The organism is Exiguobacterium alkaliphilum 12/1, assembly GCF_000714435.1.
In the GTDB taxonomy this organism is placed as follows: Bacteria; Bacillota; Bacilli; order Exiguobacteriales; family Exiguobacteriaceae; genus Exiguobacterium; species Exiguobacterium alkaliphilum.
Window position 1 is genome coordinate 136,170 of the sequence record NZ_JJMW01000063.1, and the last position, 12,079, is coordinate 148,248.

The 12,079-nt window shown below is 56.2% G+C and carries 10 protein-coding genes and 1 pseudogene; 9 read left to right on the forward strand and 2 right to left on the reverse strand.

What is annotated here, in order from left to right:
- Nucleotides 1-121 precede the first annotated feature (121 nt).
- Nucleotides 122-1,180: a glycosyltransferase family 4 protein gene (locus RT52_RS13380; RefSeq protein WP_034817927.1), complete on the forward strand. Its 1,059-nt coding sequence runs from the start codon at nucleotides 122-124 to the stop codon at nucleotides 1,178-1,180.
- A gap of 340 nt (nucleotides 1,181-1,520) precedes the next feature.
- Here the strand turns inward: RT52_RS13380 and RT52_RS13385 are convergent, their stop codons facing one another.
- Both RT52_RS13385 and RT52_RS13390 read right to left on the reverse strand, forming a co-directional pair.
- On the reverse strand, nucleotides 1,521-2,525 hold the full coding sequence (locus tag RT52_RS13385) for an LCP family protein (protein ID WP_034817928.1): 1,005 nt from the start codon (nucleotides 2,523-2,525) through the stop codon (nucleotides 1,521-1,523).
- Nucleotides 2,526-2,566: 41 nt separating this feature from the next.
- Nucleotides 2,567-3,208 (reverse strand): YigZ family protein, encoded by a 642-nt coding sequence (locus RT52_RS13390; protein WP_034808245.1) that lies wholly within the window; start codon nucleotides 3,206-3,208, stop codon nucleotides 2,567-2,569.
- A 168-nt stretch (nucleotides 3,209-3,376) separates the two neighbouring features.
- On the opposite strand from RT52_RS13390, the gene RT52_RS13395 reads away from it, so the two are divergent.
- From RT52_RS13395 to RT52_RS13430, 8 genes and pseudogenes are all read left to right on the forward strand, one after another.
- Nucleotides 3,377-4,501 (forward strand): sensor histidine kinase, encoded by a 1,125-nt coding sequence (locus tag RT52_RS13395; protein WP_209325644.1) that lies wholly within the window; start codon nucleotides 3,377-3,379, stop codon nucleotides 4,499-4,501.
- A 27-nt stretch (nucleotides 4,502-4,528) separates the two neighbouring features.
- Nucleotides 4,529-5,221, forward strand: coding sequence for a response regulator transcription factor (locus tag RT52_RS13400; RefSeq protein ID WP_034808242.1), 693 nt, complete (start codon nucleotides 4,529-4,531; stop codon nucleotides 5,219-5,221).
- A gap of 95 nt (nucleotides 5,222-5,316) precedes the next feature.
- Nucleotides 5,317-6,165 carry a DegV family protein gene (locus RT52_RS13405; protein WP_034817930.1) on the forward strand — a complete coding sequence of 283 codons (849 nt, stop codon included), beginning with the start codon at nucleotides 5,317-5,319 and terminating at the stop codon, nucleotides 6,163-6,165.
- Between the two features lie 52 nt (nucleotides 6,166-6,217).
- Nucleotides 6,218-6,925, forward strand: coding sequence for a trehalose operon repressor (treR, locus tag RT52_RS13410; protein WP_034817931.1), 708 nt, complete (start codon nucleotides 6,218-6,220; stop codon nucleotides 6,923-6,925).
- A gap of 569 nt (nucleotides 6,926-7,494) precedes the next feature.
- A complete protein-coding gene (treP, locus tag RT52_RS13415) occupies nucleotides 7,495-8,943 on the forward strand; it encodes a PTS system trehalose-specific EIIBC component (protein ID WP_034817932.1) in 1,449 nt (482 codons plus the stop codon).
- A 79-nt stretch (nucleotides 8,944-9,022) separates the two neighbouring features.
- The gene (treC, locus tag RT52_RS13420) at nucleotides 9,023-10,654 is read left to right on the forward strand and encodes an alpha,alpha-phosphotrehalase (protein ID WP_034817933.1); all 1,632 of its coding nucleotides are present in this window, start codon (nucleotides 9,023-9,025) and stop codon (nucleotides 10,652-10,654) included.
- A gap of 174 nt (nucleotides 10,655-10,828) precedes the next feature.
- Nucleotides 10,829-11,239, forward strand: a complete 411-nt coding sequence (locus RT52_RS13425) for a GNAT family N-acetyltransferase (RefSeq protein WP_376778074.1) — start codon at nucleotides 10,829-10,831, stop codon at nucleotides 11,237-11,239.
- 189 nt (nucleotides 11,240-11,428) lie between these two features.
- Nucleotides 11,429-12,058, forward strand: a pseudogene (locus RT52_RS13430) (hemolysin family protein); the annotation flags it as partial.
- Between the last annotated feature and the right edge of the window lie 21 nt (nucleotides 12,059-12,079).

Sequence of the window (12,079 nt, forward strand, 5' to 3'; positions counted from 1 at the left end):
AGCCCGACGAAGTACTCGTCGGGCTTTCTTGCTTGTAACATTTCTGATACGATTTCGGTGACTGGATTTATGCTATAATTCGCCAGAGTCTATTTTTTAACGAGAGAGGAACGGTTGGCCCATGTTATGGATTGCCATGTTGGTCAGTTTTGTGATGGCCATGTTGATCACGCCGCTCGTACGCCGCTTCGCGTACTTGATTGGCGCGGTCGACCACCCGAACGCCCGAAAAGTACATGTGCGGACGATGCCACGCATCGGTGGTCTTGCCATCTTCATCGCGTTTTTGATCGGTTACGCCCTGTTGCTTCCGGCGAGCCGATACAATGACGCCATCTTGATTGGTGCCGTCGTCATCGTCTTGACCGGCCTCATCGACGACCGGTTCCAACTGTCGGCCCGCGTCAAGTTGATGGGGCAGATGATCGCGACCGTCGTCGTCCTCAACTCGGGCATGCGGATTGAGATGATCAACTTGCCGTTCGACCAACAGCTTTACCTCGGCTCATGGAGCATCCCCGTGACCGTGCTCTGGCTGATTGGAATCACGAACGCCATCAACTTGATTGACGGCCTCGACGGCCTCGCAGCCGGTGTCTCGAGCATCGCGCTCGGGACGATTGCCGTGCTCGCCATCATCCAAGGCAACGTCTATTTGACGATGATGGCGCTGCTCCTGCTCGCGAGCACGCTCGGCTTCCTCGTGCATAACTTTTATCCGGCGAAGATTTTCATGGGCGACACCGGGGCGCTGTTCCTCGGTTATATGCTCGCCGTGTTCTCGCTCATCGGCTTCAAGAACGTGACGCTGTTCTCGCTCGTCGTGCCGGTCCTCTTGCTCGGCTTGCCGATCTCGGACACGATTTTCGCCATCGTTCGCCGGCTCGTCCAAGGACGGCCGCCGATGTCGCCGGACAAGTCGCACATGCACCACCAACTGATCGATATGGGGTTCACGACGCGCCAAGCAGTGCTCCTCATGTACGGGATGACGCTCTTCTTCGGCATCGCCTCGATTCTGTTCGCGAAGACGACGATGCTCGGCGCCGTCATCACGTTCGTCATCGTCTTGATCGTCATCGAGCTCATCGTCGAGTCGACCGAATTGATTCATCCGAACTATAAACCGCTCATCCAGACGTCCCGGCGCTTGCTCGGTCGGACGAAGGCGGCGGATTAAACCGGAAACGACCGTGTGAAGCCCCGCGGCAGCTTGTTGACTAACATCAATAAAATCGCTCGTCCTTCCGGCGCCCACGCTTTCCGCAGGCAATCCCGGAGCCGCATCGCGACTTGCGTCGCTGCTGGGTCTCCGTCGGACGAGCAACACAAACGGTCGCCATCGGGCGGCCGTTTGTGTTTTTCTGAGGTCTCGATGGCCGAAGTAAAAGACCTCGTTTTCAATCTCGTGCTGGGCAGAGCGTCTCAAGCTTATCGAACATAAAAATGAGACGAACCCATTCGCGAAAAGCGAATGGGTTCGTTAACAGCCTGACCGTCTGAAGCCGCACGGTCGTTTTTTAATAGGTCGTCGTTTCTGACAAGTTATCGTCCGACTCTTCCTGCGTGTCAGTCTCTGCTGTGACCGGCAGTCCAAGTTCGGTCTTGAGGAGCGCTTGCTTGTCTTCGAGGTCCGCCTCGTCAATCTCGTAATAGTAGACGCCGCCAATCGTCAAGTCGCCGCCTTTGAGCGTCTCTTGGTTGAACGAGCGGAGCGACTTCGTGTACGGCTGGAGCTGTGATGCCTCGGCGAGCGTCATGTTCGTCCGAATGTTGTTGCCGACGGCGTTCATGATACGATTCAGCTTCGCAAACGAGTTGATCGTCGTCGCCTCGTTGATGATCGCCTCGAGCACCTGTTGCTGGCGTTTCGCCCGGCCGACGTCGCCTTCGGGGTCGTCTTTGCGCATCCGGGCATAGGCGAGCGCCTCCTTGCCGTTCAGCGTCTGAACGCCCGGTTCGAGCTCGACGTTCCCGGTCGCCCGTCCCGAGATGGGGATCAACACGTCGACTTCGACGCCACCGACCGCGTCGACGAGGTCCTCGATGCCGTCGAAATTGATTGTCGCGTAATAGTCGATCGGGATGTCGAACAACTTCTCGACCGTCGCGATCGTCGTGTCGATGCCACCGTACGCGTAGGCGTGGTTGATTTTGTCCTTGAACTCGCCGTCCGTCGTGACGATGTCGACGTAGGCGTCACGCGGGATGCTGACGAGCGTCACTTGGCGAGATTCCTTGTTGAACGTCGCCACCATGAGCGAATCGGTGCGGCCTTCCTCGAGCAAGGCACCGCCATCGACGCCGGCGAGGAGGACGGAGAAGTGGTCTTTCGTCAAGTCGATGCTGTCGTCCCGGCGCTCGGACTTGTCGCCACGGTCGAGCGCGTCGTTCGTGTTTTCGGCCGTCTCGTTCGCCTTGAACACGAAATAACCGAACGCGGCGCCGCCGAGGACGAGGACGATGCCGAGGGCGATGAGGATCACTTTCCACGGGGTACGTGTCTTACGAGGGGGTTGTTCCATGTCATCTCCTCATTTCAGTCGTTTCTTTTAGTATACGTGACTTATCGCACAAAATCACGTTCGATGACACGTACGTCCTGGGTCTTAAGACCCCCTTGCCCGTTCGTCAAATCGACGAGCCAGGCGAGCGCCGTCTCGGTCTCTTCTACCGGGACCGAGACGTGGAACGTGACGTCCTCGGCATAGACGATATCGTCGAGCAGATAGTCCGATTGCCGCAGTTCATTCTCGACTTTTCCGATCCAGCCGTAGTCGACCGATAGCGTCAACCGTTGCATCGGGACGCGCTCGACGATGCCGATCGCATCGAGCCCCTCGCTCACCGTGCCACCGTAGGCGCGGATGAGTCCGCCGCCACCGAGCTTGATGCCGCCGAAGTAGCGGGTGACGACGACGACCGTGTCTTTCAGTTGCCGCTTGCGGAGCACCTCGAGCATCGGCATGCCGGCCGTGCCGCTCGGCTCGCCGTCATCGTTCGCCTTCTGGTGTTCGTTCCGTTCCCCGATGATGTAGGCCGAACAGTTATGGTTCGCGTTCCAGTGTGCCTTTTTGATCGTTTGGATGAACGTTTGCGCCTCTTCCTCGGTCGCGACCCGTTTGAAGTGGGCGATGAATTTTGACTTTTGGATGACGACCTCGTATTCTCCATCTTGTTTTATAGTATAATTTGGTTCAACAGACATTTCTGAAAATTCTCCTTTCTATTTTTGAATATTTTTTTTAGAATTCAAGTAGGCGTTCATGCCGCACTTGGCGAATTTAAGGAGACCGCTACGTTTCGCTGTAACATTCGCTTTTTCAGACGATAATAGAAACGAGGACTAACTACCGACGTATTAGGGGATGGCATCGTGAATCATATTACCGATCGTACAGCTTTAGAACATATCATAACAAATATGATTGATACGGTGACGGAAAGTAAAGAGGAGATCGTCCGGATCACCGAGAGTTCGGCCACCGAATACTCCTTGATTCAAAACGAGTTGAAAGAGCTGACGGAGAAGATCGAGTTTTACATCGCCGAATCGGACCGGCTCGATTTGCTCGTGAAAGCGACGAAGAACAAGCTCGTCCAAGTGAGCAAGAAGTTTCATATACATAGCGAACAAGAAATCCGGGACGCCTACGAGCGGGCGAACCAGATGCAACTCGAGCGCTTCCTCGTCCAAAAGGAAGAGATGAACGCGCAGCAGCGTCGAAACGACCTCGAGCGCAGATTGCTCGTCCTCGAGGACACGATCGAGCGGGCCGAGAAACTCGTCAGTCGCGTCTCCGTCGTCTTGAACTTCTTACGTGACGACTTGCAACAAGAGTATTCCGACATGATGAAGAAGCAAGAGATGGCGATTAGCGTGTTCGAGGCGGCCGAGCGCGAGCGGCGCCACCTCGCCCGCGAGATGCACGACGGACCGGCGCAATCGCTTGCCCATATTTTGATTCGGGCCGACTTGATCGAGAAGACGTTCGACAAGCGCGGCAAAGACGAGGCGTTCGCCGAGCTGCATGAGTTGAAACGGCTCATCCGCGGTGCCTTGGTCGACGTGCGCCGGCTCATCTATGACCTTCGTCCGATGTCGCTCGACGACCTCGGCTTCTTGCCGACGCTCGAGCGCTACTTGCATCAGACCGAAGAGTACACGGCCATCAAGACGCGGCTCAACTATCGTGGGAATCGGGCCCGCCTGCCGGAGAAGCTCGAGATTAACGTGTTCCGTCTCGTTCAAGAGGCGGTCCAAAACGCCATCAAACATTCGAAGACGGCCGAGATTATCGTCAACGTCGAACAAGCACATGATGCGATTCATATCCACGTGCGCGACCACGGCGTCGGCTTCGTGCCGAGCACGATCGGGGAAGAGTCGTTCGGCATCGTAGGGATGCGCGAACGGATCGAGCTCGTGAACGGAAGCATCACCATCGATTCGGAAGTCGGCAAAGGGACGGTCGTCCGCATGTCGATTCCAATCGCGTAACCGAACCAACCAAGGGGGAATCATCCAATGGAACTGACACAGACACGCATCGCGATCGTCGATGACCATGAGCTGTTTCGTGAAGGCTTGAAACGGATTTTTGATTTAGAGGACGAGTTCTTCGTCGTCGCCGAAGGGCGCACCGGGCTCGACGCGATTCGTATCGCGAGCGAGCACAACCCGGAGATTATGATTCTAGACATCAACATGCCCGACTTGAACGGCATCGAGGCGACGAAGCAGCTGTCGCTCCTCTCACCGGACACACGCGTCCTCATCTTGTCGATTCACGACGATGAGTCGTACATCACGCACGCGCTTGAAGCCGGGGCTTCAGGTTTCTTGCTGAAAGAAGTCGCCTCGACCGAGCTCATCTCGGCCGTCCGTTCGGTCGCCAAGGACGGGGCGTACTTGCACCCGAAAGTGACGACGGGCGTCTTGAAAGAATATCGCCGCTTGCTTCAAATCAAAGACGAGCACGCCGGGCGCAACGTCGAGAGCCGCACGGACGATCCGGTGTACCAGCTGTTGTCGCGCCGTGAAGTCGAAGTGCTCCACTTGCTCGCCGACGGCCGCTCGAACCGCGACATTAGCGACATGCTCTTCATCAGTGAGAAGACGGTCAAAAACCACGTGTCTTCCGTGCTCCGCAAGATGGACGTCAACGACCGGACGCAAGCCGTCGTCGACGCGATTCGCCGCGGATGGGTCGAGATTTGACCGAGACCGATGCTTTACCTCGTTTTTGTGTTACAATATGGAATGGAATCCTAACATAATTGGAAAAATGAAACGACGTAAAGTGAGGATATAGAATGGGAAACATAGCTATTTTGACCGACAGTACCGCCTATTTGCCGGCCGAATTTTGTGAGACGCGCGAGGTGCACGTCGCGCCGCTCAGCGTGATTTTTGACGGGGAATCGTACCGCGAAGCCGTCGACATCACGACCGAGGCGTTCTATGACCGCATCGAGGCGGGGAATTTGCCGACGACGTCACAACCGAGTATCGGGGAGACGGTCGAGTTGCTCGAGCAGCTCCCGAGTGATGTGACCGATGTCATCGCCATCACGCTCTCGAGCGGGATTAGCGGCACGTACCAATCGATGGTCGCGTTGAACGACATGGTCGACGTCAACGTCCACGCGTTCGACTCAGAGATCTCATGCATGCCACAAGCGTTCCTCGTCGAGGAGGCGGTCTACCTCCGTGACGCCGGCGCCTCGGCCCAAGAGATTCTCGACCATCTCGAGAAGATGCGTTCGATGATTCGCGCCTACTTCGTCGTCGATGACCTCGACCACTTGCAGCGGGGCGGCCGTTTGAGCGCGGCGCAGGCACTCGTCGGCTCGTTCCTTCAAATCAAGCCGGTGCTTCATTTCCAAGACAAGCTCATCGTCCCGTTCGAGAAGATTCGGACGTACAAGAAGGCGGTCCGCCGCATCGAAGAGATGATGGAAGAGTCGATCAACGATGACGGGGAAGGCTACTGCATCGGCATTATCCATGCCAACTGCCCGGAACGGCAGGCCGAGGAAATCGCCTCGATGAAAGCGAAGTTCCCGAAAGCGCATATCACGGGAAGCCACTTCGGTCCGGTAATCGGGACGCATCTCGGACCTGGGGCAATCGGCATCACGTGGTATCGCCGCGACTGGTAAAACAAAAGACGGCCGAGCGGTCGTCTTTTTTGATTGAAAGGGGAGGAGACACGTGGCCAAGTATCGCCAAATCTACGAACAGCTCGCCGAGAAGATGCGGAGCGGCGCCTTGCCGGCCGAATCGAAGCTCCCGTCCGAGACCGAGCTGATGCATGCGTTCGAGGCGAGCCGCGGCACAGTCCGCAAGGCGCTCGATCTCTTGCAAGAGCACGGCTACGTCCGGAAGCATCACGGCAAAGGCGTCTTCGTTCTTCGCCGCGACCAAATCGAGTTCCAGTTCAACGGCATCGTCAGCTTCTCCGAGGTATACGCGTCCATGCTCGGCCGCTCGATTCAGACGACGGTCGCCTCGTTCGAGGAGATTGAGGCGCCGCCTTGGCTCGCCGAACGGATGAACCTCGAGCCGGGGACGGAGATGTATCGCATCGAGCGGGTCCGGAACTTCGACGGGGAGAACGTCATCCTAGACGTCAACTATTTCGTCAAAGACCTCGTGCCTGGATTGACCGAGGCGGTCGCCGCGCATTCGATTTATCATTACATCGAGCATGAGCTCGGCCTGCAAATCAGTTACGCCAAGCGGAAGATTGCCGCCGAGGACGTGACGGCGCTCGACCGGGTGCGGCTCGATCTACACGACTACGAATACGTCATCGTCATCACGAACGACACGTTCCTGTACGAGGGACGCCAGTTCGAATATACGGAGTCCCGTCACCGGCTCGACAAGTTCCAGTTCAGTGACGTGGCCCGCCGCTAAGGTCCTTTCTTCGGAAGAGGGCACTGAAAAACTTTGCCCTTGAGCCGCCCTGTCCGGCACGCCGCTTTCCTGGGGGCGGGCGTCGAGCCGCATCGCGACGTCGTCGCTGCTGGGTCTCGCCTTGCCCACTGATTCCCCGGGAGTCGGCGTGCCCTCGGGGCGAACACTGTACGTCGTCCCCCTTCCGGACTAAACTGGCTGTAACCAAACACCCTGGAGGCGATTTCGATGATGCCTGACCTACCAAACATGCCGCCGAGCCCGTATGCGGCGCTCTATGACCTGGAAAAAAGGCGATCGGCCCGACACAAGTCGGACCAATCGCCTTTTTTACGTTCTCACGCTCGGATAGAGAGGAGGTTTTTCAGTGCCCTCTCTTCGGAAGGGGTCTTTTTTTCGTTTCGAATCGACACGAGAGGGAACAAAATGAATGAACGCCTGTCACACGTTTGTCACGGTAACTTATATAGATAAGTTGTTGACACAACTCGTCTATATAAGTTAAACTTTGTTTGTAATCATATGTAACCGTTCTCAATAAACGCTTTCAAACAAAGGAGGCCTACATTATGAAGGCAGATTATCGTCAAATCGCGGCGGATATCCTCGAAGCCATCGGGGGCAAGGATAACGTCGACAAGGCGGCGCACTGTGTCACGCGGCTCCGTCTCTCATTGAAGGACCAGTCGAAAGTCGACGAGGCGAAAGTGAAAGAAGCCGACCTCGTCAAAGGGGCATTCGAGAACTCGGGTGTGTACCAAGTCGTCATCGGGGCAGGGGACGTCGAGCGCGTCTACGCTGAGTTCATCAAGCTCGCCGGACTTGAAGCGGCGACGGTCGCCGAGGTCAAATCGGCCGGCGGCAAGAAGATGAACCCGCTCCAAAAACTCGTCAAAGTGTTCTCGGACGTCTTCATGCCAATCATCCCGGCGATTATCGTTGCCGGTCTCTTGATGGGGATTAACAACTTGCTCGCGTCGGAAGGGCTGTTCGTCGAGGATGCGACGCTCATCGAGGCTTACCCGAACCTACAAGGGATTTGGGACTTGATCAACATGATGGCGAACACGGCGTTCGTCTTCCTCCCGGCGCTCGTCGGTTGGTCGGCGACGAAACGGTTCGGCGGCAGCGAAGTGCTGGGGATCGTCATGGGTCTCTTGCTCGTCCACCCGGACCTCTTGAACGCCTGGGGATACGGTACGGCGGCGCTTGAAGGCGACGTCCCGACGTTTGACATCCTCGGTTTGTTCGAGATCGAGAAAGTCGGTTACCAAGGTCAAATCTTGCCGGTTCTTGCCGCAGCGTTCATCTTGAGCCACATTGAAATCTTCTTGAAGAAACATGTGCCGAACGCGATTCAGCTCCTCGTCGTGCCGATCACGGCCATCGTCGTCACCGGTTTCCTCGCGCTCGCGATCGTCGGACCGGTCACGCGTGGTCTCGGTAATGTCATCGCGATGAGCCTCGTCAACGTGTTCGAAGCGATCCCGGTCATCGGGGCGCTCCTGTTCGGACTGTTCTATGCACCGCTCGTCGTCACGGGGATGCACCACTTGTTCATCGCCATCGACTTGCAACTCGTCGCTGAGACAGGCGGCACGTTCATCTGGCCGATGATTGCTTTGTCGAACATTGCTCAAGGTTCGGCCGCGCTCGCGATGTTCTTCGTCTACAAGCACAACGCGAAACAAAAGAGCATGGCGTCGACGTCAGCGATCTCGGCTTACTTCGGGATTACCGAGCCGGCCATGTTCGGGGTGAACTTGCCGAACAAGTTCCCGTTCTACTCAGCGATGATCGGGTCGGCGACAGCCGCCATCTTCATCACGCTCAATAACGTCCAAGCGATCGGAATCGGTGTCGGGGGACTCCCTGGCTTCCTCTCGATCTTCACGGACAAAATCCTTCTCTTCATCGTCGGGATGATCATCGCGATCGTCGTCCCATTCGTTTTGACGTTCGTCTTGTCGAAGCGTTACATGAAGAAAGGTGAAATCGAACAAAATAAAGTAGCATGATAACTCGGGAGGGAGGGACGGCAGTTCTTCCCTCTTTTCGATTGGAATGAAAACTCTTACAAAAAAGGAGATTACACACATGACACAGAAAAATTGGCGCAAATCCGTCGTCTATCAAATCTATCCGAAGAGCTTCTACAGCCCGGAAGGTAACGCCACCGGATCCATCAAAGGGGTGACCGCGAAGCTCGACTACTTGGCCGAGCTCGGCATCGAGTACATCTGGATGACGCCGGTGTACAAGTCCCCACAAAACGATAACGGTTATGACGTGAGCGACTATTACGCGATCGACCCATCGTACGGGACGATGGACGACCTCGACGAGCTCGTTCGCGAAGCCGAGGCGCGTGGCATCGGGCTCATGATGGACATCGTCGTCAACCACTCGTCGACCGAGCACGAGTGGTTCCAAAAGTCGCTCGCCGGGGACGAGCGCTACCGCGACTACTACATCTGGCGCGACGAGCCGACGAACTGGGAGTCGAAGTTCGGGGGCAACGCCTGGAAGTATGACGAGAAGAGCGGCCAGTATTATCTTCACTTGTTCGACGTCACGCAAGCCGATTTGAATTGGGAAAATCCGCAGATGCGCGAGGACGTCTATGAGATGATGCGCTTCTGGCGCGAGAAAGGCATCAAAGGGTTCCGTCTCGATGTCATCAACTTGATCTCGAAACAGCAGGACTTCCCGGAAGACGACTCGGACGGGCGCAAGTTCTACACGGACGGCCCGCGCATCCATGAGTTCCTAAAAGAGATGAACCGTGAAGTGTTCGAAGGGCATGACGTCATCACGGTCGGCGAGATGTCGTCGACGACGCTCGACCACTGTGTCCGCTACTCGAACCCGGACGAGAAAGAACTGAGCATGACGTTCAGCTTCCACCACTTGAAGGTCGACTACCCGAACGGCGAGAAGTTCGTCGCCGCCCCGTTCGATTTTCTACAATTGAAAGACATCATGTCGACGTGGCAGGAAGGGATGCACGGCAAGGGTTGGAACGCCATCTTCTGGTGCAACCACGACCAGCCGCGCGTCGTCAGCCGTTTCGGCAACGACACCGACCACCGCGTCGAGAGCGCGAAGATGCTCGCGACGGTGCTGCACGGCCTGCAAGGGACGCCATACATTTATCAAGGCGAGGAGATCGGCATGACGAACCCGGGCTTCGACTCGCTCGATGAGTATCGCGACATCGAGACGCTCAACATCTACAAGCTGAAGCGTGAGCAGGGCATGTCGCACGAGGACATGATGGCCGCCATCAAGCAGAAGTCGCGCGACAACTCGCGGACGCCGATGCAGTGGGACGCGACGCCGCACGCCGGTTTCACGAGCGGGACGCCGTGGATCAACGTCGCACCGAACTATACAGACGTCAACGTCGAGACGGCACTCGACGACCCGAACTCGGTGTTCTACCACTACAAGAACTTGATCTCACTCCGAAAAGAACTCGACGTGTTGACGGACGGGGACTATACGCTCCTGACGCCGGACGCGCTCGACGTCTGGGCGTACACGCGGAAGACGGACGAGGAAGAAGTGCTCGTCGTCGCCAACTTCTACGGCCCTGAGACGACGTATGAGATTCCGGAAGGCTTCACGCGGGCCGACGTCGTCAGCCACAACTACGACGTGCCGAAGCTCGACGGGACGACGTTGTCGCTTCGGGCGTACGAGGCGATCATGTTTTACAAGAAGTGAATTGAAAGGGTGATGGGTCCGACTTGAATCGGGCCGGTCGCCTTTTTTCATTAGGGGGCGGCGCGAGAGATGAGCAAGACTCGATTGATTATAAGCGCTAAACTGATAGTAGCCCTAGACGTCTATTTACGTCTGGGAGTTGAAAGAGAGTCTACGAAAAGAACGGAGGAGTCAATCATGGAATCGATCCGCTATACGACGGAGCCGCCTGCTGACTTTGGAGCATTGTTAACCATCTATGAAGAGTTAGGTTGGAATTCACTTGGGTTATCCGCTGAAGAGTTGGAGCGAATGTGTCGGCAAAGTTGGTATGCGCTGTATGCGTTTGATGATCAACGGCTGGTCGGGATGGGGCGCGTCATCTCAGACGGGGTGATTACCGGCATCATATGCGGCGTGTGCGTGTCACCAAGTCATCAGGGGAAAGGAATCGGCCAAGACATCATGCTTCAACTCATTCAACACTGTGAACGACATCGCGTCATCCCTCAACTCATGTGTGTCGAAGACTTGCGACCGTATTACGAGAAACTCGGCTTTGAAAAGTTTTCAATCGGCATGACGAGACGACCGACTTCCCGCTAACGAAAGCTCGGCTATCTTTTTCATTGCCGAAAGTCGGCTTCTCGTGGTAGATTATTTCTTAATGGTGTCGTGTTCATGCGACCCTATAAAATTTTATACACTATGGAGGTGTCACTCGATTTATTCGAGGAAAATGTGGACAGGATATACTCGACACAGGTAATGGCCGCTGGGGCTGGCGGCGGAGATGTGGATGGCCCGATTTGGTTGTTGTTGTCACTCGTTGCGTTATTGATCGCGCTCACGGCGTTCTTCGTCGGTTCGGAGTTCGCGGTCGTCAAGGTCCGGATGTCTCGGCTCGATCAATTGGTCGCCGAAGGGAACAAGTCGGCCGTGCTCGCGAAGAAGGTCGCCTCAGACCTCGACTACTACTTATCGGCGTGTCAGCTCGGCATCACGGTGACGGCGCTCGGTCTCGGTTTCCTTGGGGAACCGTCGGTCGTCCGGTTACTGACGCCGCTCTTCAATGAGTTCAACATCCCGGCGTCGCTCGCGTCCGTCATCTCGTTCATCACGGCGTTCGCCATCGTCACGTTCCTACACGTCGTCATTGGAGAGCTCGCACCGAAGTCGCTCGCGATTCAATACGCGGAGCGGATGACGCTCATCTTTGCCCGACCGCTGTTTTGGTTCGGACGCATCATGTTCCCGTTCATCTGGTTGTTGAACGGATCGGCGCGTCTTCTCCTCGGTTTGTTCGGGGTGAAGCCGGCTGGGCACGAAGAAGCGCACTCGGAAGAAGAGTTGAAGATCATCATGACGCAAAGCTTTCAAAGCGGGGAAATCAATCAGACGGAGCTCGCGATGATGGACGGTTTGTCAAATTAAGCGCAACACTTC

What these genes read in the sequence shown, in the direction of transcription:
- RT52_RS13380 (WP_034817927.1), top strand. Translation starts at nt 122, where the DNA reads ATGTTATGGATTGCCATGTTGGTCAGTTTTGTGATGGCCATGTTGATC.
- RT52_RS13385 (WP_034817928.1), bottom strand. Translation starts at nt 2,525, where the DNA reads ATGGAACAACCCCCTCGTAAGACACGTACCCCGTGGAAAGTGATCCTC.
- RT52_RS13390 (WP_034808245.1), bottom strand. Translation starts at nt 3,208, where the DNA reads ATGTCTGTTGAACCAAATTATACTATAAAACAAGATGGAGAATACGAG.
- RT52_RS13400 (WP_034808242.1), top strand. Translation starts at nt 4,529, where the DNA reads ATGGAACTGACACAGACACGCATCGCGATCGTCGATGACCATGAGCTG.
- RT52_RS13405 (WP_034817930.1), top strand. Translation starts at nt 5,317, where the DNA reads ATGGGAAACATAGCTATTTTGACCGACAGTACCGCCTATTTGCCGGCC.
- treP (WP_034817932.1), top strand. Translation starts at nt 7,495, where the DNA reads ATGAAGGCAGATTATCGTCAAATCGCGGCGGATATCCTCGAAGCCATC.
- treC (WP_034817933.1), top strand. Translation starts at nt 9,023, where the DNA reads ATGACACAGAAAAATTGGCGCAAATCCGTCGTCTATCAAATCTATCCG.